General features: G+C 29.1%; 15 protein-coding genes. 8 read left to right on the top strand and 7 right to left on the bottom strand.

Translation table 11 applies throughout. The features are described 5' to 3' along the window. Window positions 1-9: 9 nt before the first annotated feature. Window positions 10-2,943, bottom strand: coding sequence for a GH92 family glycosyl hydrolase (locus tag LPB03_RS16320; protein ID WP_065320696.1), 2,934 nt, complete (start codon window positions 2,941-2,943; stop codon window positions 10-12). A gap of 155 nt (window positions 2,944-3,098) precedes the next feature. On the opposite strand from LPB03_RS16320, the gene LPB03_RS16315 reads away from it, so the two are divergent. Continuing rightward, window positions 3,099-5,936: a M16 family metallopeptidase gene (locus LPB03_RS16315; protein WP_083187381.1), complete on the top strand. Its 2,838-nt coding sequence runs from the start codon at window positions 3,099-3,101 to the stop codon at window positions 5,934-5,936. A gap of 139 nt (window positions 5,937-6,075) precedes the next feature. On the opposite strand, the gene LPB03_RS16310 is transcribed toward LPB03_RS16315, so the two are convergent. From LPB03_RS16310 to LPB03_RS16285, 6 genes are all read right to left on the bottom strand, one after another. Continuing rightward, the gene (locus LPB03_RS16310) at window positions 6,076-7,032 is read right to left on the bottom strand and encodes a glycosyltransferase family 2 protein (RefSeq protein ID WP_065320694.1); all 957 of its coding nucleotides are present in this window, start codon (window positions 7,030-7,032) and stop codon (window positions 6,076-6,078) included. A gap of 3 nt (window positions 7,033-7,035) precedes the next feature. Continuing rightward, the gene (locus LPB03_RS16305; protein WP_065320693.1) at window positions 7,036-7,485 is read right to left on the bottom strand and encodes a hypothetical protein; all 450 of its coding nucleotides are present in this window, start codon (window positions 7,483-7,485) and stop codon (window positions 7,036-7,038) included. 120 nt (window positions 7,486-7,605) lie between these two features. Further along, complete coding sequence (locus LPB03_RS16300; RefSeq protein WP_065320692.1) at window positions 7,606-8,058, bottom strand: hypothetical protein; 453 nt, start codon at window positions 8,056-8,058, stop codon at window positions 7,606-7,608. Window positions 8,059-8,247: 189 nt separating this feature from the next. Then, the gene (locus tag LPB03_RS16295) at window positions 8,248-9,054 is read right to left on the bottom strand and encodes an enoyl-ACP reductase FabI (RefSeq protein WP_065320691.1); all 807 of its coding nucleotides are present in this window, start codon (window positions 9,052-9,054) and stop codon (window positions 8,248-8,250) included. Between the two features lie 63 nt (window positions 9,055-9,117). Further along, window positions 9,118-10,770: a DNA repair protein RecN gene (gene recN / locus LPB03_RS16290; RefSeq protein ID WP_065320690.1), complete on the bottom strand. Its 1,653-nt coding sequence runs from the start codon at window positions 10,768-10,770 to the stop codon at window positions 9,118-9,120. An 87-nt stretch (window positions 10,771-10,857) separates the two neighbouring features. Beyond that, the gene (locus LPB03_RS16285; RefSeq protein ID WP_065320689.1) at window positions 10,858-11,382 is read right to left on the bottom strand and encodes a YkgJ family cysteine cluster protein; all 525 of its coding nucleotides are present in this window, start codon (window positions 11,380-11,382) and stop codon (window positions 10,858-10,860) included. A 393-nt stretch (window positions 11,383-11,775) separates the two neighbouring features. On the opposite strand from LPB03_RS16285, the gene argS reads away from it, so the two are divergent. The 7 genes from argS (at window position 11,776) to LPB03_RS16250 (ending at window position 23,566) form a co-directional block, all read left to right on the top strand. Further along, entirely contained in the window at window positions 11,776-13,551 is a 1,776-nt protein-coding gene (gene argS / locus LPB03_RS16280; protein ID WP_065320688.1) for an arginine--tRNA ligase, read from the top strand. Between the two features lie 174 nt (window positions 13,552-13,725). After that, the gene (gene lpdA / locus LPB03_RS16275; protein WP_065320687.1) at window positions 13,726-15,114 is read left to right on the top strand and encodes a dihydrolipoyl dehydrogenase; all 1,389 of its coding nucleotides are present in this window, start codon (window positions 13,726-13,728) and stop codon (window positions 15,112-15,114) included. Between the two features lie 113 nt (window positions 15,115-15,227). Further along, window positions 15,228-16,355: a HEAT repeat domain-containing protein gene (locus tag LPB03_RS16270; protein WP_139059011.1), complete on the top strand. Its 1,128-nt coding sequence runs from the start codon at window positions 15,228-15,230 to the stop codon at window positions 16,353-16,355. Beyond that, window positions 16,356-17,921: a glycosyltransferase family 2 protein gene (locus LPB03_RS16265; protein ID WP_231953116.1), complete on the top strand. Its 1,566-nt coding sequence runs from the start codon at window positions 16,356-16,358 to the stop codon at window positions 17,919-17,921. 50 nt (window positions 17,922-17,971) lie between these two features. Next, window positions 17,972-20,824 carry a tetratricopeptide repeat protein gene (locus LPB03_RS16260; protein WP_170324244.1) on the top strand — a complete coding sequence of 951 codons (2,853 nt, stop codon included), beginning with the start codon at window positions 17,972-17,974 and terminating at the stop codon, window positions 20,822-20,824. A 93-nt stretch (window positions 20,825-20,917) separates the two neighbouring features. Further along, complete coding sequence (locus LPB03_RS16255) at window positions 20,918-23,023, top strand: glycoside hydrolase family 20 protein (protein WP_170324243.1); 2,106 nt, start codon at window positions 20,918-20,920, stop codon at window positions 23,021-23,023. Between the two features lie 21 nt (window positions 23,024-23,044). Further along, entirely contained in the window at window positions 23,045-23,566 is a 522-nt protein-coding gene (locus LPB03_RS16250; protein WP_083187378.1) for a DUF1573 domain-containing protein, read from the top strand. Window positions 23,567-23,571: the final 5 nt, after the last annotated feature.

Below are 23,571 nucleotides of genomic sequence, written 5' to 3'. Positions count from 1 at the left end.
TTTAACTATTTATTTAATTTGAATTTCATCTACAAACAACCAACTTCTTCCATCATGTTTATAGCCCAAATGCCATGTTGGAAGTTTGCCTAATTTTTTTGCGATGATATTTATGTATCTAACTTTTGTATTTGGTGGATATTTAAAAATATATTCTTGGATTTTTACATTTTCATTTTCTTTAGTATTATCGACTGAATAATCACCTAAAGATTTATAATTTTTAGCATCCGAAGAAACTAAAATTTCTACTTCAGAAGGTAGAAAAATCCAAGAACGTTGGTCTTCTAAAAAATTAATTTCTAATTCACCTGCTTTATTATCTTCTTTTCCCAAATCAACAATGGCCACTAAATCTGTATTATGATAGCCTTGCCAAGTGCCTGTTCTAAAATCTTCTGTCCCAATAATTCCATCAATCAAAGCATTATTTCCACCAGCATTATACTGATTTGCATACTCACTTTTTAATTCGATTTTAAGATTTGGATCTATTTTGTAGAAATCTGTGATAATTGTTTTACTTTTTACATTTTTTTTTTCTGCATAAACTTTTAACGTTTCCTTTTCAGAAATTGTAAATGGTTTTTTATATTCCTGAAAATCATCCCCTAAAGTATAATAGATTTTAGCTTCTTTATCTACATTCCCTAAACTAACTTCTGTACTTCCTTTAAAAGCAATATCTCCTTTTGCTATAAATGGAGATGCCACAATTACGTGTTCATCTATTTTTGTTGATGGAATAAATTCGTTTTTTGTTCCCCAAGTTGAGGGTTGATTTGTCATTTCAAAAACTAAATTTCCACCATTCATAATCGCTGTATGATTAAGGTAAGAATACTCATAATTATCACCATTTAACTTTACAGATTTAATGTATTTATTTTCTGCAGATTGATTTTTTGCTTCAATTGTAAAAGATTTTCCATTTTCTAAATTGATGCTTGCCTTTTGAAACAAAGGTGAACCAATTATATATTGATTAGATCCTGGAGTTACAGGATAAAAACCTAATGAAGAGAAAATATACCAAGCACTCATTTGTCCACAATCTTCGTTTCCTGAAATTCCATCTGGAGTATTTGTGTACAATTCAGTTAAAATCTGACGAATTTTTTCTTGTGTTTTTGCTGGTTTATTTACAAAATCATACAAATAAGCCATATGATGACTTGGTTCATTACCATGTGCATATTGCCCAATTAAACCAGTAATATCCACTTGATGACTTCCTGATGTTTTATCGTTTGCAGCAAATAATTCATCTAACTGGTTTTCTAATTGTTGTTTTCCTCCTAACAATTTTGTAAAACCAGCAATATCTTGAGGAACATAAAAACTGTATTGCCAAGAATTGGCTTCTGTATAATTAAAATTCACTTCATATGGATCAAAAGGCGCAAACCAAGTATTTCTAAAACGACCTCTCATAAATTGAGATTCTGGATCAAAAATATTCTTATAATATTGTGCTCTTTCAGTATAGTTTGTATAATCTTCTTGCTTGTCTAACTCTTTTGCCATTTGTGCAATTGTCCAATCGTCATAAGCATATTCTAGTGTTTTAGAAACCGATTCAGATTCCTTTTCCACAGGAATAAAACCAAGTTCTTTATAAGAATCTAATCCTAATTTATCTCTTGTTGCAGAATGTTTCATGGCTTCAAAGGCTTTTTCTACATCGTAATTTTGAATGCCCTTTAAATATGCATCAGCAATTACAGGAACTGCATGATATCCAATCATACAACCTGTATAATTCCCTGCTAAATCCCAAATTGGCATAATGCCACCTTCATCATATTTTGCTAAAAAAGTATTGATAAAATCGTTGGTTTTTTCTTGCTCAATTATTGTGTATAATGGATGTGCAGCTCTGTAAGTATCCCAAAGAGAAAAAACTGTATAATAATCGAAATCTTTAGCTTCGTGAACTTCTAAATCCATTCCTCTATACCTTCCATCTACATCTTGATATAAATTTGGAGCAATAGAAACGTGATACATAGAGGAATAAAAATTTACTTTATTGTCTTCATTTGTATCTTCAATTACAATTTTCTCTAATTGTTGTTCCCAAAAATCTTGTGCAGTTTTTTTAACTTGCTCAAAAGTTTGATTTCCAATTTCGCCTTTTAAATTCTTTTTTGCGCCTTCAACATCAACTGCAGAAATTCCTATTTTAATAAAAACGGGGTTGTTATTTGGGTTGATAAACTCAAAACTTTCTTTTTTTGGAGCAACAACATATTTTCTATCAGGGTTTTTAATGGGATGCGAAAATTCTATATAATAAAATAATTTTTGATTTGTTGCCCAGGCTTTAGAATGTCTCCAGCCACTAACTTGTTTTTCATTTAATATGGAAATATGAAAATCGAGTAATTCATCACGATGCTCTAAATCTAAAATTAAGAATTGGTTTTCTGCTGATGGAAAACTGTATTTATGGATTCCACTTCTTTTGGAAACCGTCAATGCTACATCAATATTTGTTTCCTCTAAATGCACTTTATAGAAACCAGGTTCTGCAACTTCTTTCTCGTGAGAAAATTTAGATTTATAGCCTTCTTTACCATCAGCTCCATTATTAAGAATGCTTTTATTAGTTGGCATTAATAAAATATCTCCATAATCGGAAACACCTGTTCCACTTAAATGCGTGTGTGAAAATCCATAGATTTCATCATCAGAATAATGGTAACCAGAACAACCATCCCAACCATCTAATCTTGTGTCTGGAGAGAGTTGCATCATCCCAAAAGGCATTGTTGCTCCTGGATATGTATGTCCATGACCACCAGTTCCAATAAACGGATTTACATAAGAAATAAGATTTTTGTCTTTTTTGGCATTTAAATCTATTTGTTTTTTACAAGCTTGTAAAAGCAAAACAAAAAAGAAGGAATATTTAATAAATCTGTAAGGAAAATAATTCATTCCCAAATATAAAAGAATTTGAAACTTTTTAATCTCATTTTCGTTTTTAATTATAGTTGATGTAATTAACTAACTACAAAACGAACTAAAAGTTTAGTTTAATTAAAATTTAGTAATTATATTAGCAACTAACTTTTAACTAAAAACTGATTACTATGAAAAAAATCGTATTTATTTTATTTTTTGCAATTTTTATTACTGCTTGTGATTCGCAGAAAAAAGTTGTAGAAACCAACTCAACTGTCGAAAAAGCCGTAAATGAAACAAAAGTTTCAGAAAAAATTCCAATTGATAATAAAGTAAAAATTGGAAAACTACCAAATGGTTTAACATATTATATTCAAAATAATGGAAAGCCAGCCAATAAAGTAGAACTTCGTTTAGCAATTAATGCTGGTTCTATTTTAGAAGATGATGACCAGCTAGGTGTTGCCCATTTTATGGAACACATGAATTTTAATGGAACTAAAAATTTTAAAAAGAACGAATTAGTAGATTATTTGCAATCAATTGGAGTGAAATTTGGAGCAGATTTAAATGCATATACTAGTTTTGATCAAACTGTATATATTTTACCAATTCCAAGTGATGATGATGAAAAACTAGAAAAAGGTTTTGATATTTTAGAAGACTGGGCTGGAGGTGCTTTATTAGAGGAAAAAGATATTGATGAAGAAAGAGGCGTAGTTTTAGAAGAATATAGATCTAGACGTGGTGCAGATAGCAGAATGATGGAGCAATATTTACCAAAAATGATGTATGGCTCTAAATACGCAGACAGGTTACCAATAGGAACTGAAGAAAGCATTAGAAACTTTAGCTATGAAAGTATTCGTCGTTTTCAAGAAGATTGGTACAGACCCGATTTAATGGCAGTTATTGCTGTTGGAGATGTAGATGTCGCTAAATTAGAAGCAAAAATTATTGCACATTTTGGTAAAATTCCTGCAAGTGAAAATCCAAGAGAAAGAGAAGTTTTTTCAATGAAGAATCATAAAGAAACTTTTGTTGCAATAGAAGCTGATAAGGAAGCGCCTTTTTCTCAAGTACAGTTAATGTACAAAGATTACACAGATTCTGAACCAACTAAAACTGTTGCAAAATATAGAAAAAACGTAGTAGAATCTTTATTTGCACAGATGCTAAATAATCGTTTAGACGAGTTAAGAAATGCAGAAAACCCGCCTTTTATATATGGTTTCAGCTATCATGGAGGAACGTATGCGAAAAACAGAGATGCTTATCAATCTGTTGCTGGTACAAGTTCAGATGGTCAATTAAAAGCATTAAAAACGTTGTTGGCAGAAAGTGAACGAGTAAAACGTTTCGGCTTTAAAAAAGGAGAATTAGAAAGAGCTAAAAAGAGTGTTTTAGCGCGTGTTGAAAAATCTTTTAAGGATAGTGATAAAAAAGAATCTGGAAGAATTGTTGGTGCTTATATCAATAATTTTTTACAAGAAAGCCCTATTCCTGGAGAAGAATGGACTTTTAATTTCAATAAAGAAATGTTGCCAACCATAACTTTGGATGAAGTAAATATGGTTATTAATGATTTTATTCATGATGATAATCGTGTAGTAATTATTACTGGACCAGAAAAAAATGTTACAGAACAAGAAGTTTTAGATGCTTTAAAAGCTGTAAAAGTAATGGAATTAAAGCCTTATGAAGATACAGAAGTTGCAGCGTCTTTAATGACAAGCGAACCTACAATGGGTAAAATTGTGGCTATGACTGAAAACAAAGAATTAGACACCAAAACGTTCACTTTAAATAATGGAGCAACTGTAACCTATAAGAAAACAGATTTTAAAAATGATGAAATTTTGTTTACAGCCTTTAGTTTTGGAGGTACTTCATTATATTCTGATGAGGAATTAATGGCGACCTCTTTTGCAAATGGAGCTTTAACAGAAGCAGGAATTAATGGGTATTCAATTTCTGATATGACCAAAATGATGTCTGGAAAAATTGCAAGTGCAAGACCTTATATTGGGAGTTTAAGTGAAGGTTTTAATGGATCTGCCTCTCCAAAAGATTTAGAGGAATTATTTCAATTAGTTCATTTATACTTTACATCTTTAAATAAGGATGAAAAAGCATTTAATTCTTCTATTAATAAAGACAAAAGCTTTTTAGGAAATTTATTAGCAAGTCCAAGTTTCTATTTTCAAAAAGAAATATCAGATTTTATGAATGCTGATAACCCAAGATATACAGGTTTTCCATCACCTGAAAAATATGATGCTGCAGATTACGATTTAGCATACAAAAAATATCAAGAGCGTTTTGCAGATGCTGGCGATTTTAAATTTTATTTTGTTGGCAATATTGATGAGCGAAAATTGGCCGAATTTTCCATGAAATATATTGGTAGTTTACCAAGTACAAACTCTAAAGAAATGTATAAAATTGATGATTTTAGACCGATGAAAGGTTCGCATACAAAAATCGTTAAGAAAGGTAAAGATCCTAAAAGTACCGTTAGAATTATGTATCAAGGTGAAGCAGAATATGATAAAGAAGAAGCTTTAGCTTTTGAAAGTTTAGGAGAAATTGTGGGTATAAAACTTACTGAAAAATTACGTGAACAAGAAGGTGGTGTATATTCTTCTAGAACTTCAGGTAGAATTTCTAAAATGCCTTATGGCAGTTATAATTTCTCAATTTCATTTCCTTGTGCACCAGAAAATGTGGACAAACTAAAAGATATTGCTATAGCAGAAGTCGCAGATATGGTTAAAAATGGTCCTTCTGATGAAGATTTAATGAAAACCAAAAAAGCACAAATTTTAGACCATAATGAAAATATTAAGAGAAATCGCTATTGGTTAAATACTATTAAAAATATCGATTACATGAAAGATGATGCTTCTGAAACAGCATCTTTTGAAGAGCGAGTAAATTCACTTACGAAAAAAGATATTCAAATGGTTGCTAAAAAATATTTGACAGATGGTTTTATTTTAGGAATTTTAAATCCTGAAGACTAAATTTTAAAATAAATATATTTTAAAAATATAAGCAAAAAACTCTCAAGAAATTGAGAGTTTTTTTTTGAAACAGATTTTATATATAAAACCAGATGATTTTACTTTTTAGTTTTGTCTATTAGATCTTTTTATCTTATTTTTATTTCTTTAGTTGAAATTGCGATTTTAAAAACCCTAATCCATATCCAAAAAACTGAGTTAAAGTGGTTACAACACTTAAAAAAGCAACTTGTAAGTATTTATTTTGAAATAAAGAATCAATAAAAATTAAAACAAAATAAAATCCATAAAAATATAATAGTTGAGGAAATCCGAAAAGGAAACCTAAAATTGCTAAACCTAAACCAACAATAAACAAGCTCGGAAACCAATAAGTCAATTTTGAAGTTTGTGGATATTTTCGATTTAAAATCGGTCTTGCTGTTCCAAAACCAAAAGTTTGTTTAAAAAATTGTTTGATGGAACTTCTTCTTTTATGATACACAAAAGCATTTTCTATCAATTGGGTTTCGAAACCATTTTCCCAAAGTCTAAAAGTTAAATCGATATCTTCTCCGTTTTTCATTTTTGAAAAACCTTTTGTTTTGTCAAACCCTTTTTTTGACAAACCTAAATTAAAACTTCTAGGTTGAAATTTGCCAACTGCCTGCTTTTTACCACGAATTCCTCCAGTTGTTAAAACGGATGTCATAGAATAATTAATAGCTTTCTGTAAAGCAGTAAAACTTTTATGTGCTGCATCTGGCCCTCCAAAAGCATCTGTAAAATTGTTTTCTAATGCTTTTTTTACTTCAGACAAATATTGTTTAGGCACAATTACATCTGAATCTAAAATGATAAAATAGTTTCCTAATGCTTTTTGCATTCCGAAATTTCTACTGGCTCCTGCTCCACTATTTTCTTTAAAGAAATATTTTAAATTTAGTTGATTGGTATACTTTTCTATAATTGATCCACATTTTTCTGTGGAACCATCTTCAATTATTAAAACCTCAAAATCATCAGAAAAATCTTGTTTGGTAAGACTTTCTAATAACTCATCAATTTCTTTTGGACGGTTATAAACTGGAATTATGATGGAAAAGTTGAGTTTCAATATTTATAAAGTTATTACAGAGAATAAAATTTCATTTCCGTTAATTTTAAAACGAACTTCATTATATGTATGTTCTTTAAAAGACTCAGCTTCTTCTGCAGTAATATTATAATCTATTTTTGTAACGGATTTTTTTACGACATTCGAAAAATCGGATTCAATTTTATTTTCGTCAGATTCTAATTTTAAAATTTCGTTTTCGTTGCTAAAAGTTAGTAAACTTCCTTTTTTGCTTTTCAAATCTGTAGCGCTTACAATAATTGTTTCCAAAATTAAAAAACCACCTAATTCATTTACTCTCAAATATAAATCTCCATATTTAGATGTTGCAAATTTATCAATTCCAACAGTTTTAATATTTTCTTCTATTTGAAGATCTACTTCTGTTCTCTCCATCAAATTAAAACTTTCTGATGATTTGAATACTTTATCAATTTTCTTAAAAAAACCCATATAAATTAATTTACACGAAACTACAAAAACAAGCTTAAACAAAAAATGCAAACCTAAATAGATTTGCATTTTATAATTATATTATTTTAGACCTAATAGGATTAAACATCCTGTCTACTTTTAATTTTTAATATTTACTTGGAAATTTATAGTGTGTTTTTTAACCTTAAATTCCACAGACAAGAAATCTTTATTTTGAACTTTCATCAATTCTTCTTTCAAAACAGGATAACTGATTTTTGTGATATATCTGTTTGATACGTTTGAAAAATCCGATTCAATCATATAATCATCTGAGTTTAAATTTAATTCTGTAGTTTCAGATTTAAAGGTTAAAGTAGCACCTTTATTTGTTTTAAAATCTGTATTGCTCAAAATAGTAGTTTCTAAAAAAAAATATTCTGCTAATTCCTGAAAATCAATATATAAAATTCCATATTCTGAAACACCATATTTCTCACTTTTAATATTACTGATTTTTTCTTCAGTAAAAGTATCAACATGAGTTCTTTTCATTGCTCTTACGTTTCCAAAAGATGCTAAAATTTTATCTACTTTTTTAAATATTTTCATTATTCTTTTTCATCAGACCTGACAGGTTTTAAAAACCTGTCAGGTCTTTTTGTAATTATTTAAATTTAATAAATATCTTGTTTATTACCTAAAAGCCAACAAACAAGTTTAGCCCAGATTGAAACGACATCCTTTTTGCTTTTTCAGCAAAAAGATATAGTGAAAAGCTGGAAATAGCTCCAAAAAATATTACTCAAATTTATCCATTACAGGATCACTAACTCCCATATTTGAAAATCCTCCATCATGAAATAAGTTTTGCAACGTAACTTTTTTGGTTAAATCTGAAAACATAGTTATTGTATAATCTGCACACTCTAAAGCTGTTGCGTTTCCTAAAGGACTCATTTTTTCTGCATACTCTATAAAACCGTCAAAACCTTTTACACCACTTCCTGCTGTTGTTGGTGTTGGCGATTGTGAAATTGTGTTGACACGAACTTTATAATCTCTTCCAAAAAAGTAACCAAAACTACGTGCAATACTTTCTAAATACGCTTTATTATCGGCCATATCATTATAATCTGGAAACACTCTTTGTGCAGCCATATAAGTTAAAGCAACTATAGAACCCCATTCTGACATGGCTTCTTTATTGTATAAAACATTCATAGTTTTATGAAACGAAACTGCAGAAATATCCCAGCCTTTTGTGGTGAAATCGTAATTAGGATCTGTATAATGTTTGCCTTTTCTTACATTTACAGACATACCAATAGAATGCAAAACGAAATCGATTTTACCTCCTAAAATTTCCATAGATTTTTCAACCAAGTTTTCTAAATCTTGAATAGAAGTAGCATCTGCAGCAATAACTTGCGAACCTGTTTTTTGTGCTAATTCGTTTAATTCGCCCATTCTCAAGGCAATTGGTGCATTTGTTAACACAAATTCTGCTCCTTCTTCATGCGCTCTTTCAGCAACTTTCCAAGCAATTGATTGTGAGTTTAATGCTCCAAAAATAATTCCTCTTTTTCCTTTTAGTAAGTTGTACATATTAGTTGTTAGGTGTTGGTTTTTAGTTTTCCTGTTGTGTTTTCACTTTTCTCTTTTCTCTTATTAATTCAAAAGCTCTTTAGCATGTGTTAAAGCAGAATCTGAAATATCTTTACCACTTAACATTTCTGCAATTTCTTTGATTCTTTCTTCAGTAGACAATTGCTTTAAATTGGTTGTAGTAACTCCTTTTATTTCCTCTTTATACACCTTGTAGTGGTTTTTTCCTTTCGATGCTATTTGTGGTAAATGAGTAATGGCAATTACTTGCATATTTTTACTCATTTGTTGCATAATTGCAGCAATTTTATTGGAAACTTCTCCAGAAACTCCAGTATCAATTTCATCGAAAATGATGGTTGGTAATTGTGTATTTGCAGATAAAACCGTTTTTACTGAAAGCATTATTCTAGACAATTCTCCACCAGAAGCTACTTTTTTCAATTCGCCAAAATTACCACCTTTGTTTGCAGAAAATAAAAACTCTAATTCGTCTTTTCCGTTTGCAAAATAGTTTTTAGTTGGTTTTATTTTGATTGAAAAACGAGCATTTTCCATTCCTAAATCTGCCAATAAAAACTCTAATTCTTTTTTAAGACTAGGTATTGCATCAGCTCTACTTTTTGTAATTAACGTTGCAACTTTGTCTAATTTTTCAGCAACATCATCAATCTCTTTTTTCTTATTGTTGATGGTTTCTTCTGCGTTTTCAACCTGACTTACTTTTTCTGATAATTCTTCGAAAACTTTTAGTAAACCTTCATTATTAGAAGCATAATGTTTTTTTTGCAAATTATAAAGCAACTGCAATCTATCATTAATTTCTTCTATTTCATTAGGATTGAATTCCACATTTTCATTCGCGTCTTCTAATTCTGAAACAATGTCATCAACCTCTATTTTAACGGATGTAATTCTTGATGATAATTCTTGATATTCTTTAGAAAAAGAAGCGATTTTAGACAAACGATTTTCTAAAGAATTTAATAAGTTTTGAAGTCCAATTTCATCGTTAGCAGAAATTTCTAACGCTTCAGATAAATTTAATTTTATATCCTCAATATTATTGAGCTTTTCTAATTTGTCTTCTAATTCTTCTTGCTCATCAACTTTAATTTTTGCTTCTTCTAATTCATTAAAAAGATGCAAATTGTAGTCATATTGCTGATTTTCTTCTTTTTGAATCGTCTCTAAACCTTGTAATTCTTTTTTAAGCTGATTCAATTTTACAAATCCTCTTTTATAAGAATCTATTTTATCTTGATTTTTTGCTAAGGCATCTACAATCGAAAATTGAAAACTATTGTCAGACAATTCCATGGTTTGATGCTGAGAATGTACATCAATTAATTTTTCTCTCAATTCATTTAAAACCGATAATTTTACAGGAGTATCGTTTACAAAAGCACGCGATTTTCCAGAGGGTAAAATTTCTCTTCTAATGATTGTTAATTCTTCATAATCTAAATCAACTTCTTCAAAAAAATCTTTTAAATTATAAGTAGCAATTGCCACTTTAGCTTCTACAACACATTTTTTAGAGGTGTCTTTTAAAGAAGATAAATCTGCTCTATTCCCTAAAACCAATCCTAAAGCACCTAATAAAATAGATTTTCCTGCACCAGTTTCACCAGTAATGATGGATAAACCAGAAGAAAAATCAATGGTTAATTGATTGATTAAAGCGTAGTTATTTATGGATAATTGTGTAAGCAAGTTCGCTGTTTTTTAGACCCTAAAATTAATGAAAATTAATGAATTATGATGCAATAAAAACTACAGAAAAAAGGATTCGTTTTACACTTAACTTCTTCTCTTTTTTACTTTAGATACTAAAGGCAATACTTTTTTAAGATTTTCTACAATTCTATGGGTTGCAGGACAAATAAATGTGTTTTCAATTGTTAAATCTGTAATTCCGATAAATTTTCTACGATTTGTATGTGGATATTCTGCACACGCTTTTGGACGAACATCGTAAATAGAACAGGTATTATCAGATTCATCTAAAAAAGAACAAGGAGACGATTTTAAAACCATAAAATTATCTTCATCTCTTTGCAAATAAGTGTTTGTAAAATCGATAACTTTCATTTTAAAATGTTTCGAAATACGCTCAGTATCTTTATCAGTAAAAATTGGGCTTGTAGTTTTACAGCAATTTCCACAGTCTAAACAATCTGTTTTTGCAAATTCAGCATCATGCAACTCTTGCATCACATAATCCAAATTTTTGGGAGTTCTTTTCTTTAAATTAGCAAAATATTTTCTATTTTCTTTCAGGCTTTCTTCTGCTAATTTTGGTAATTGCTCTAAACGTTTTTCCATTGTGCAAAAGTACAATTTAATACTCGGAAACAGTATTTTATCGTTGCTGGTTTATTATCATTAAAACTGATAAAACCATGAAATAGATACAATTTTAAGTAGTAAACGTTATTAAATTTCCAATTTGGAGGTTAAATTTCTTTAATTGAAATAAAACATCAACTGAAAACCATTTATATAAAATTGATAATCATCTTATTTTACAGTATGTAAAACCCATTATCAAATATTTTATTTTCGATTATTATTGATAAAATTAATCCTTATTAAAGCTAGTTTAATTTTACTAATCGAAATGTAAACTAGTTTAAATTCAGTTGTATAATTGACTTCTAAATCATCTTCTAAAACAAATATTTTATGTAAATTCGCATTTCAATTTTTTGCAATCAAATGAACATTCAAAACACTATAGAAACCAAAGTAAAAGAAGGTTTTTTAGCTTTATACAATATAGAAATTCCAGCTGTAGATTTTCAACCAACAAGAAAAGAATTTGAAGGTGATATTACAGTAGTTGTTTTCCCTTTATTACGTTACAAAAAAGGCAATCCTGTTGCTATTGGTGAAGATTTAGGGAAATATTTAGTCGAAAATATTGAGGAAATTACCAGTTACAATGTTGTAAAAGGTTTTTTAAATTTAGTTGTTGATGATGCCTTTTATCTCAACTTTTTTAACTCAATTTACAACGATTCTAGTTTTGGTTTTGTTTCGCCAAAGGCGGATGAAAAAGCAATGATGGTTGAATATTCATCACCAAACACCAATAAACCACTTCATTTAGGACACGTAAGAAATAATCTTTTGGGCTATTCTGTTGCAGAAATTATCAAAGCATCAGGAAAAAAAGTTTATAAAACTCAAATTATAAACGACAGAGGAATTCATATTTGTAAATCGATGTTGGCTTGGCAAAAATTTGGAGAAGGAGAAACTCCAGATTCAACTGGTTTAAAGGGTGATAAATTGGTTGGAAATTATTATGTAAAATTCGACCAAGAATATAAAAAGGAAATTGCGCAATTAATATCCGAAGGAAAAACCGAAGAAGAAGCAAAAAAACAAGCGCCAATAATTTTAGAAGCACAAGAAATGCTTTTAAAATGGGAAGCTGGAGATGAAGCAGTTGTATCTCTTTGGAAAGAAATGAATTCTTGGGTATATGCTGGTTTTGATGTTACTTATAAAAACATGGGTGTTAATTTCGATACTTTATATTTTGAAAGTAACACGTATTTATTAGGAAAAGATGTAGTTGCACAAGGACTAGAAAAAGGTGTTTTTTATAAAAAAGAAGATGGTTCTGTTTGGTGCGATTTAACAGATGATGGTTTAGACGAAAAAATCGTTTTACGTTCAGATGGAACAGCTGTGTACATGACCCAAGATATTGGAACTGCCATTCAGCGTGTAAAAGATTTTCCAGATGTTGGAGGAATGGTTTACACTGTTGGTAATGAGCAAGATTATCATTTTCAAGTCTTATTTTTAATTTTGAAAAAACTAGGTTTTGATTGGGCTAAACAGTTGCATCATTTAAGTTATGGAATGGTAGATTTACCTTCTGGTAAAATGAAATCGAGAGAAGGAACTGTAGTTGACGCTGATGATTTAATGACAGAAATGTCTGACACAGCCAAAGAAATTTCTGAAGAATTAGGCAAATTAGATGGGTATTCTGATGAAGAAAAAGAAGAGCTTTATAAAACTATTGGTTTAGGAGCTTTAAAATATTTTGTATTAAAAGTAGATCCTAAAAAGAGAATTTTGTTCGATCCAAAATCGTCTGTAGATTTTCAAGGAAATACGGGTCCTTTCATGCAGTATACGTATGCTAGAATTCAATCGATCATCAGAAAAGCAGATTTTGAATATTCGAATCCTGTATCTATAGAATTACACGAAAAAGAAAAGGAATTATTAAAGCAATTAGCGTTATTTCCTGAAACTATTCAATTAGCTGCCACAAATTATTCGCCAGCAATTATTGCGAATTACACCTACGATTTGGTGAAAGAATTCAATTCTTTTTATCAAAATGTATCCATTTTAGGAGAAGATAATCAAGATAAAAAAATATTTAGAGTACAGTTGGCACGTAAAGTTGCTGAAACCATAAAATCGGCATTTTCTTTGTTAGGAATTCAAGTTCCTGAAAGAATGTAGAAAAAGCTATCATTAGCAAATTACTTGATATGATTATGATGAAAAAATCCTTGATAGATTATCATATCATTAAATATTAATAAATTTGTAATAAGAACATTAAAAATCAAACAGAAAGTTGAAAAATGTTATTACTTTTAACTTTAATTTCTAAAAATTTCAAATAAAATCAACATGAAATACGACATCATTATTATTGGATCTGGACCTGGAGGATATGTAACTGGAATTAGAGCTTCTCAATTAGGCTTTAAAGTTGCTATTGTAGAAAAAGAATCTTTAGGAGGAATTTGCCTAAACTGGGGTTGTATCCCAACAAAAGCGTTGTTAAAATCTGCTCAAGTTTATGATTATTTAAAACATGTTGATCAATATGGTTTAAAAGCTGAATCTATTGATAAAGATTTTGATGCCGTAATTAAAAGAAGTCGAGGAGTTGCAGATGGAATGAGCAAAGGTGTTGCTTTTTTAATGAAGAAAAATAAAATCGATATTATTAACGGTTTTGGAAAAATAAAAACTGGTAAAAAAGTAGATGTTACTGCTGAAGATGGAACTGTAACTGAATATTCTGCAGACAATATAATTATTGCAACTGGAGCTCGTTCTAGAGAATTACCAAATTTACCACAAGATGGCAAAAAAGTAATTGGTTATAGAAAAGCTATGACTTTGCCTGTGCAACCAAAATCTATGATTGTTGTAGGTTCTGGAGCAATTGGTGTAGAGTTTGCGCATTTTTATAATGCAATGGGTACTGAAGTTACTATTGTAGAATTCATGCCAAATGTAGTACCTGTAGAAGATATTGATATTTCAAAGCAATTTGAACGTTCAATTAAAAAAGCAGGGATTAAAGTAATGACAAGTTCTGAGGTTTTATCTGTAGATACTTCTGGTGAAGGTGTTGTTGCCACAGTAAAAACAAAAAAGGGAGAAGAAACTTTAACTGCTGATATTTTATTATCTGCTGTTGGAATTAAATCGAACATAGAAAACATCGGCTTAGAAGATGTTGGAATTATTGTTGATAGAGATAAAATTTTAGTTGATAAATATTATCAAACAAATATACCTGGTTATTATGCTATTGGAGATGTGGTTCCTGGACAAGCTTTAGCACACGTTGCTTCTGCAGAAGGAATTACTTGTGTAGAGAAATTAGCAGGTTTACATACAGAACCAATCGATTATGGAAACGTTCCTGGTTGTACCTATGCAACTCCAGAAATAGCTTCTGTTGGTTTAACTGAAGCAAAAGCAAAAGAAGCTGGTTACGAATTAAAAGTTGGTAAATTTCCTTTTTCTGCATCTGGTAAAGCCAAAGCAGCAGGAACTCCAGATGGTTTCGTTAAAGTAATTTTTGATGCAAAATATGGTGAGTGGTTAGGATGCCATATGATTGGTGCAGGTGTTACAGATATGATTGCTGAAGCAGTGCTAGGTCGTAAATTAGAAACAACTGGTCATGAAGTATTAAAAACGATACATCCTCACCCTACAATGAGTGAAGCTGTGATGGAAGCTGTTGCTGATGCTTATGATGAAGTGATTCATCTATAAAGAAAGGTAATTGAAAGAATAATGATTTAATTAATTATATATTTGATTACTTTTAAAATCTATAACACATATAATCCCCCACTAAACGATTAAACTAAAACAACATAAAGTAAATGAATTTCGTTGAGTGGTTCCTTTCTTTTATCTATAAGATAAAAACGTTTCCTCTAATTATACAAATTACCATTGTACTAACAATGGTTTTTGTAGTTGCAACGTTAGCTCTTATGATAACGATTTATACAATTAGAAGAAGACATAATAGATTACAGAAAACATTAGAAAATAGTGTGCCTGAAATCGTTAAATTATTTGTAGATATTCTTTTTACTGATAAAAATTATTCTGAACAGGAAATTTTCACAAAATTTGAAGATATTGTAGATGAAGTTAACAGAGAATCTTTAGATATTGCTGTTGGTATTTTAGTCGATTTTAAAAACGAACATAAAGAATCTGAAAAATACCCACTAATTATTAGTGCTTTAGGTATTGTAGAACATTTAGAAAGAAAATTCGATTCACGCTCTAACAGTGAAAAAATTGACGCTTTCCAAGAAGCTTTTGTCTTAGATTTAAATAAATTTGATTCAAAAGTTTTAAGATATGCCTACAGTAAGAATAAAATGATTCGAAGTGAAGCAAGAAATTCTTATCTTGCCTTAAGTACCAATGATCCCTACCGATTTTTCGATGAATTTGATCGAGATTTAAGTAAATGGGATGAAATTGAATTGATGCAGTATTTGGAACTTCAAAAAGAAAGAGGTAATTTAGAAGGGTTAGGAAAATGGATTAACTATTCTAAAAACCAATCTTTAGTAGTTTTTTTGATTAAAATGGTTGGGTTCTTTAAGCAAAGAGGTATTAACGAAATTTTAATTGAAAAATTAGAAGACGATAATGAGTTAGTTAGAGCAGAAGCTATTTTAACATTAGGTGAACTAAATATATCTGAGACAGAACAAGAATTAATTGATAGATATTATACTGAACCTGAAATATGCCAAGTTGCGATTGTAAAAACTATTAGAAAATTTAATTCTGGAAAATCATTAAATTTTTTACAGGAAATTTTTAAAGAAACAAATAATACTGATACCAAAAAAATTATTGCTGAAGCTATCTTAAATTATAGTTACGAAGGAAAAATCGCTTTTCAAAACATGAAAAATTCTTTGAAAGGTTTTGATTTAACCATTTTACAGCATATTGAAACTCCGTTAATTAAATACAAATAGATGTTTGAAATTTTTGTAAAAATTTATGAGTATTTTATATTCTTCTATGCAACTTCTCTAATTTTAAGTTACATAGTTTTAGCTATATTTTCTTTTATAGCAATAAATAGATATAAAAGTTATAATACTGATATTGATGACGAAGAATTATTAGGCTCACCTCTTGCTCCAGGAATTTCTGTAATTGCGCCAGCTTATAATGAAGAAAAAACAATTATTGTAAATGTAAAATCTTTATTAACATTAAACTATCCACTTTTTGAGGTTATTATTGTGAATGATGGTAGTAAAGACAAAACATTAGATTTACTTATAGAAGAATTTGATCTAGTGGAAGCACCTTTCGCTTACGTAGAAAAAATTAAAACAAAACCTTACAAAAGAACATTTAAATCTCAAAATCCTAAATACGAGATTTTAACAATTATCGATAAAGAAAACGGAGGTACAAAAGCAGATGCTTTTAATGCAGGTCTTAATGCATCCGTATTTCCTTATTATTTAAATACAGATGTAGATTGTATTTTAGCAAGGAACACCCTTACTAAAATGATTAAACCAATTTTAAGTTCTAAAGTTACTGTAATTGCAGTGGGTGCCACCTTAAGAATGTCTAATAACTGTGAAATTGAAGAAGGAGTTATTACAAGAGTAAGACCTCCAAAAGCGTTAATTCCTCGTTTTCAAGAATTAGAATATATTAGATCTTATCTTTTAGGAAAAATGGGTTGGGAATTAATAAATTCTGTCCCTAATGTATCTGGAGGTTTAGGTATGTTTGATAAAGATATAGCCATTAAAGCTGGTGGTTATGGAGCAGATTCTCATGCAGAAGATATGGATATGATGACAAGAATGGCGGCTCATATGATGAACAACAGACTTGATTATAAAATAGGATACATTCCTCTTTCTTGTTGTTGGACAGAAGGACCACCAAACATCCAAATTTTAGGAAGACAACGTACAAGATGGGCCAGTGGATTATTTCAAATGTTTAGTGAACATAGAAAAATATTATTTAATCCAAGTTATAAAAGATTGGGGTTAATTACATTTCCATATATTTTTATTTTTGAGTTTTTAGCGCCAATAATTGAAGCTTTTGGTATTCTATTTTCAGTTTTTTTACTTTTCTACGGATATGTAAACTGGAATTTTGCGCCATTAATCCTTTTGTACTCCTATACTTTTGCTATTATGATTTCATCAATTGTAATTATTTGGGATCAAATGACGTTTAAATATTATAATACAACTAAAGAAGTTCTTACGTTATTCTTAACTGCATTTATTGAACCAATTTTATATCACCCTATGATTATGTTCTTCTCTTTAAAAGGATATTTCAGTTACGTTACTTCTCAAGAATTAGCTTGGGGTACTATGACTAGAAAAGGATTTGATAATGAAGATGAAAAGAAGAAAAAATCTGACAGCAACAATGACAGTAATAATAATCAAGACAATAACTCTGGAGGCACTAATGAAAAGAAACCTAGTATTTTTGAAAGATTAAAAAAAGATAAAAGCTCAGATTCAGATTTTGAGCCTATAAAAACATAAATTACCGATTATTAGTTATGAAAATAAATAAATCAATTTTAATTTTTATTGTGATCTTGCTATCACAATTAAATATTTATTCTCAAAAATTTGATTCTTCCGATTTATATTTCGAAGAAGCTAAAAAAGATATTGCAGAACAAAACTTTACGAAAGCCGCAAAAATGAGCTGGAGAGGACTGCAAATATCTAAAAACGACTTAGATTTAAAAGTTCTTTTAGGAAAAGCAAATCTTCAACTTGGTAAATATGATACTGCAAGATATGTATTAAAACAAGTTTACGACAAAAGAAGAAAAGATATTGATGTATTGCAATATTTAGTAACTATAGAGCAAACAACAAAAAGATATTCTGATGCTATTTGTTTTGTAAATGAATTATTAGAAATTACTCCATATAGTAGAGGCTGGCATCTACGTAAAATAGAAATTTACAAAGAAATGGGGAATTTTGAAGAAGCTGAAAGAGCGTTAAAAAGAATCTACCAAATTTATCCTAATGATACTGAAATAGAAAGTAGGTATAATTACATTATGATTGGTGATGGAAATGATGCTTTAAAAAATAAAAATTACGACGATGCTAACGTAATTTATAAAACGATTATCGATAACAACCCATCCAACAAAGATGCTTATTTAGGACTTATTCGAAATGAAATTTTAAAAGGAAATCCAGAAGTTGCTCTACAATATACAAATAGATCTCTTATCGAATTACCTTCTGACAGACAATTAATTGAAAAGAAAGTTGGTTTATTAGAGCAATTAGGTAGACATGAAGAAGCTATTGTATTTATACAAACAGATCCTAATGTTAGTAAGGATAAGTTTCCTGAGCTTCACTCTAAAACATTACCTTACTTAATGCAACAATCTGCAAGTTTCAATGAGTATAATGATACGTATGAGATCAATAAGAAATTGGCAGAAATGAATGGAAATTCAGAATCTACAGCCTATGTTATTAAAAACGCATTAGGAAAAGGTTATGATGTTGATGCTGAGTATTTCTTGAAGAAAAACATTAAAAGAAGTCCAAATAATAAAAAACTTTTAGTTCAATTAAAAGAACTTTACAGACCTATAAAAGATAAAGAGCGTTTTGAAAAAGAAGTAATTGAACTTCATGAAAAATTCCCTAACGATACTGATATTACATCAGACTATAATTTGGTAATTTACAATAGAGCAAAAGATTTAGTAATCAACAAACAATATGGAGAAGCTTTAGAGATTTTTAACGAATTAGTAAACTTCCCAGATTTTACAGAAGAATCTGAAAGTCAAATTTTCGGTATTTATCTTTTACAAGAAAGATATGATGAAGCTACAGATCAAATCGACAAATTAATAGGCTTAGATCCAGATAATCCAGATTATTTAGAAAAAAAATCTACCCTTTATCAACAAATGGAATTATTTGATGATGCTTTAGAAATAACTAGATCATTAGAACAAAATTATCCATTAAGCCAAAGATACCCAACTTTATATGTAAGTCAAATAGAAGCGTATGCTACCTATTTAATGAGAGAACAAAGATATAGAGCTGTATTACCACTTGTAGAGGATGGTTTAACAAGAGAAAATAATAACAAAAGATTATTAGATATTGCCATAAACGCATCATCTGCAATTCCAGATTATCAAAAAGGAATCAATTATGGAAAAAGTGCTTTAACTTTTTATCCAAATAATAAAAACTTTAAATTAAAATTAGCAAATCTATATTCTCAAAATAAACAATATGATGAAGCTAAAGGTGTTTTAGATTCTCTAAGAACAGTATATGTTTATGATAGAAATGTTAAAAATGCACTTGCTGAAGTTTTATTCTACAGAGCAAGAAACCAAGAGGAAGAAGGTTTAGTTGAAGAAGCATTGGTAAACTATGATTCTGCTGTTGCCTTAAATCCAGCTGATAGAGGATCATTAATGAGAATGGTAAATTTACATATTATTCAAAAACCAAATGATGAATCTTTAGAGTTTATAAATAATAAATTAGAAAAAACACCTGAAGATAATTTTTTATTATACAAAAAAGGGGTCGTTTTCGAATTATTACAACAATATGATTCTGCTTATTATTATCAAAAATTTAGAGAAATTGATAATCCTTACGAAAAACAACAATGGGGTTTAACTTTAGAGGTTTTAAGAGCAGCACAACTTAAAAACCAACTAGCAGCAACTTATTTGCAAGCAAGTTCAGATTCTGTTGCATTTAGTACATCTATTGCAAGTTTAGGCTATAGCCATAAATACGATGAGAAAAACACGTTTGGTGCAAATGTAAATTATGCAGCAAGAAGATCTGGAGTTGGTGTTCAAGGAGGTGTTAACTATTCAAGAATATTCTCTCCTACTTTATATGCAAATGCTGGTGTTTTATTTGGAAATATATTTTTCCCTAAATTCATTTTATATGGAGATGCTTATAAAGGGATAGGTAATGGCTATGAAGTTCAAGCAGGAATTCGTTTTTCTAGATTGCAAAATGATATCAACTTTATTACTCTAAATGTTGGAGGAACAAAAACCTGGGAAGATATTTTATTAACCTCCAAATTGTCTGTATTAAGAGATGACCAGTTTACCTATTTTAATTTAATGGCGCAAACCAAAATAAATGTAAACGCCAGGAAAGACTATGTTACTCTTATAGTTTCTGGAGGTAGTGCACCTTTTGATACGCAATTACCTGAAGGAGAAACAGCGCTCTTAGATTTTTCAAATATATTAATTGGTGCAGGTTATGGTTATAATATATCTCCAAAAACAGCAATAATTGTAAATGGAACTTGGATTAATTTTAAAAGTCCAGTAACAGATAGTACTTCATTGTTTTATCTAAACCAATACAACTTATCTGTAACTATTGTAACAAAATTCTAAACATATAATTCCCTTATCATTATGTTTAAAAAAAACATTTATCTAATTATATTTTTTTTCAGCCTAACTTCTTGTGCTCAAAATAAAGTGACTTTGTTCTCAAAAAAAAATAAAATAGCTCCAAAAATAAGTATTCCATTAAGTGCGGATATTTTAGTAACGAATGCTGCCAATAAATTTAATAGTAATTTTAAAATTGTTACAGGAGAAACTTTACATATTGAAAGAAGCAATAGTTTAAATAAAAACTATAATTACATTCTTTTACGAGTTAACCCAACTCAAAAAGAAGATTTTTGTATCTATAAAAAAGATCAAAATATAACAATTCAAGGAACTACCTCTCAAAATTTAGAGTACGCTATCGAAGATTTTTTTAAACGTTACACAAATCTTAATTTCGAAGCTATAAAAGGAAATATTGAAGAATATTCAATTGCAGATACTATAGAAATTCCTGAACAATTTAGTGAGTGCTCATCTCCTATTTTTGAATATAGAGAACCATATTATTCATCTAACTTTGATTCAAATTTTAGAGCTTGGAATAAGACCAATTTTTTAGAATTAGAATGGGGTATTTGGGGACATAACTTAAATAAAGTTGTTAAAGATATTGATGTTCCAGAATCTATTTATGCCAAAGTTGGTAACAAAAGAGTTAAAGACCAATATTGTTTTACAAGTGATAGTTTATTTAAACATGTAAATGAAAAAGTAAAACTTACATATAACAGTGATCATGCTCTTAACAAGTACATGATTTTACCAAATGATAATGATATTGTTTGTACTTGTGGCACCTGTAAAGCTGCAGGAAACACCAATACAGATGCAGCACCAGCTGTTTTTACGTTTCTAAATAAGCTTGCTAAAGACAATAGAAATTTATCTTTTTTTACAGCAGCTTATATCACCGTTAAAAATATTCCAAGATTTAAAGCAGAAAGTAATACTGGTATTTTTTATAGCACTATTGATATTCAAAAAGGAATTGCCATCGAAAATTCTAAATATTTTAAAGAGTTTCAAGAAGATATTGTAAAATGGCGCAAATATGTAAACAACGTTTATATTTGGGATTATACTGTGAATTTTGATAACTATTTTGATATTTATCCAATTATTAAAGTTACGCAACAAAACTTAAAACTTTACAATAAATTAGGTGTAAATGGCGTTTTTTTACATGGAAGTGAATATGATTATAGCACTTTTCAAGAGTTAAAAGCAACGTTATTTGCAAAACTTTTATGGAACCCTAACATCAATGTAGATCAAGAAATAAATGACTATTTCCATACACGATTTTCAACAAAACTAGCAGATGTATTAACTAATTATTACACATTTATAGAAAATTCATTTTATACCAATAAAAAAGAATTAAGCATTTATAGTGGCATCAATAAAACAGTAAAAAAATATTTAGATCCAAAAGTATTTTTTGAATTTTATAATGAATTTGATACACATACGCAACAAAATAAATTTGACAAAGATTATTTAAAAATAGCTACAGGTCTTACATTTCTAAAATTAGAAATTATGCGAGATTATGGTTTTGGTTCTTATGGTTTTGGAACCTTAAATGAGGATAACGAAATTATCGTAAAAAATGAAGCTGCTGTGTTATTAGATCATCTATCTGCTTACAGCAAAGCTGCTACTCTTAAAACCTACAATGAAAGAAACTATAAAATTGATGACTATATCAATAGCTGGCGAAAAACTATTTTTAAATATCACAAAAGAAAACATTATTTTTACAAAAAGGATTTTGAGGTAATCTCTAAATTAGATGAAGATTACCAAAATACCAAAATTTTAAATGATGGTGCTTTTGGCCTTAAAGATTACAACACAAACTGGCATATTAGTTCTATTGATAATTTAGTTTTAAAAATTAAAAAAGAAGATATTTCTAAATCTAAAAAAATTACGTTTTCCTTTTTACAAGATATTAAACACAAAATTTATTATCCAAGTTCTATAGAAATATTGGATGCAGATTTTAAAATAATTAAGAGAATAAAACTAAAAACAGATACAACAATATTAGATACTAAAGAAGTTTCTATAGATTTACCCTCGGAATTCGATAATAAACAACTTTCTGATTCATTTATAATTAAAGTTATAAAACCTATAATTGCTGGTAAAAACGCTTTAGCTTGTGATGAAATTATATTTAATTAATAAAAAATTAAATTTACAAAAATGAAAAAAATTTTAATATTATTCTCCTTGGTTTTGATCACAACTTCTTGCTTTAGAAAGCCAGATTTAGAAAGTGCAAGAAAAACAAAAATGGAGATTATTGATCCTGAAAGACACTATTATCCTATTTTACGTGGCTCAGAACTAACAGCCGAATTTAAAATATATAACAGAGGTAATGAGCCTTTAATTATTTACGATGTACAAGCTTCTTGTGGTTGTATAGAGTTAGATTTTCCAACTGGTTCTATTGGTAAAGACGATTTTGGCTTTATAGTTTTAGATTATGATAGTGCAAAAAATATTGGTTATGTAGAGTTTTTTGTAACCATTCTTGCTAACACAGAAAAAGACGTATTTACCACTGTTAAATTCGATTTAAACGTAGTTACATCACCTCATTACACGCAAGATTATGAGGAAATTTATTTAGAAAGAAGAAAAGCTAAATTAGCTGGAGCAGTTGATGGAGATTTAACAAAACAGGGGTATTATATTGACGAAGAAAGAACAGTAAGATAACAAAT

The organism is Polaribacter vadi (assembly GCF_001761365.1).
GTDB lineage: Bacteria > Bacteroidota > Bacteroidia > Flavobacteriales > Flavobacteriaceae > Polaribacter > Polaribacter vadi.
The sequence above is the reverse complement of the archived record's forward strand: the minus strand, read 5'-3'. Positions and strand labels throughout refer to the sequence as shown.

What these genes read in the sequence shown, in the direction of transcription:
- LPB03_RS16320 (WP_065320696.1), bottom strand. Translation starts at nt 2,943, where the DNA reads ATGAATTATTTTCCTTACAGATTTATTAAATATTCCTTCTTTTTTGTT.
- LPB03_RS16270 (WP_139059011.1), top strand. Translation starts at nt 15,228, where the DNA reads ATGAATTTCGTTGAGTGGTTCCTTTCTTTTATCTATAAGATAAAAACG.
- LPB03_RS16305 (WP_065320693.1), bottom strand. Translation starts at nt 7,485, where the DNA reads ATGGGTTTTTTTAAGAAAATTGATAAAGTATTCAAATCATCAGAAAGT.
- LPB03_RS16250 (WP_083187378.1), top strand. Translation starts at nt 23,045, where the DNA reads ATGAAAAAAATTTTAATATTATTCTCCTTGGTTTTGATCACAACTTCT.
- LPB03_RS16285 (WP_065320689.1), bottom strand. Translation starts at nt 11,382, where the DNA reads ATGGAAAAACGTTTAGAGCAATTACCAAAATTAGCAGAAGAAAGCCTG.
- argS (WP_065320688.1), top strand. Translation starts at nt 11,776, where the DNA reads ATGAACATTCAAAACACTATAGAAACCAAAGTAAAAGAAGGTTTTTTA.
- LPB03_RS16300 (WP_065320692.1), bottom strand. Translation starts at nt 8,058, where the DNA reads ATGAAAATATTTAAAAAAGTAGATAAAATTTTAGCATCTTTTGGAAAC.
- LPB03_RS16295 (WP_065320691.1), bottom strand. Translation starts at nt 9,054, where the DNA reads ATGTACAACTTACTAAAAGGAAAAAGAGGAATTATTTTTGGAGCATTA.
- LPB03_RS16265 (WP_231953116.1), top strand. Translation starts at nt 16,356, where the DNA reads ATGTTTGAAATTTTTGTAAAAATTTATGAGTATTTTATATTCTTCTAT.
- LPB03_RS16315 (WP_083187381.1), top strand. Translation starts at nt 3,099, where the DNA reads ATGAAAAAAATCGTATTTATTTTATTTTTTGCAATTTTTATTACTGCT.
- lpdA (WP_065320687.1), top strand. Translation starts at nt 13,726, where the DNA reads ATGAAATACGACATCATTATTATTGGATCTGGACCTGGAGGATATGTA.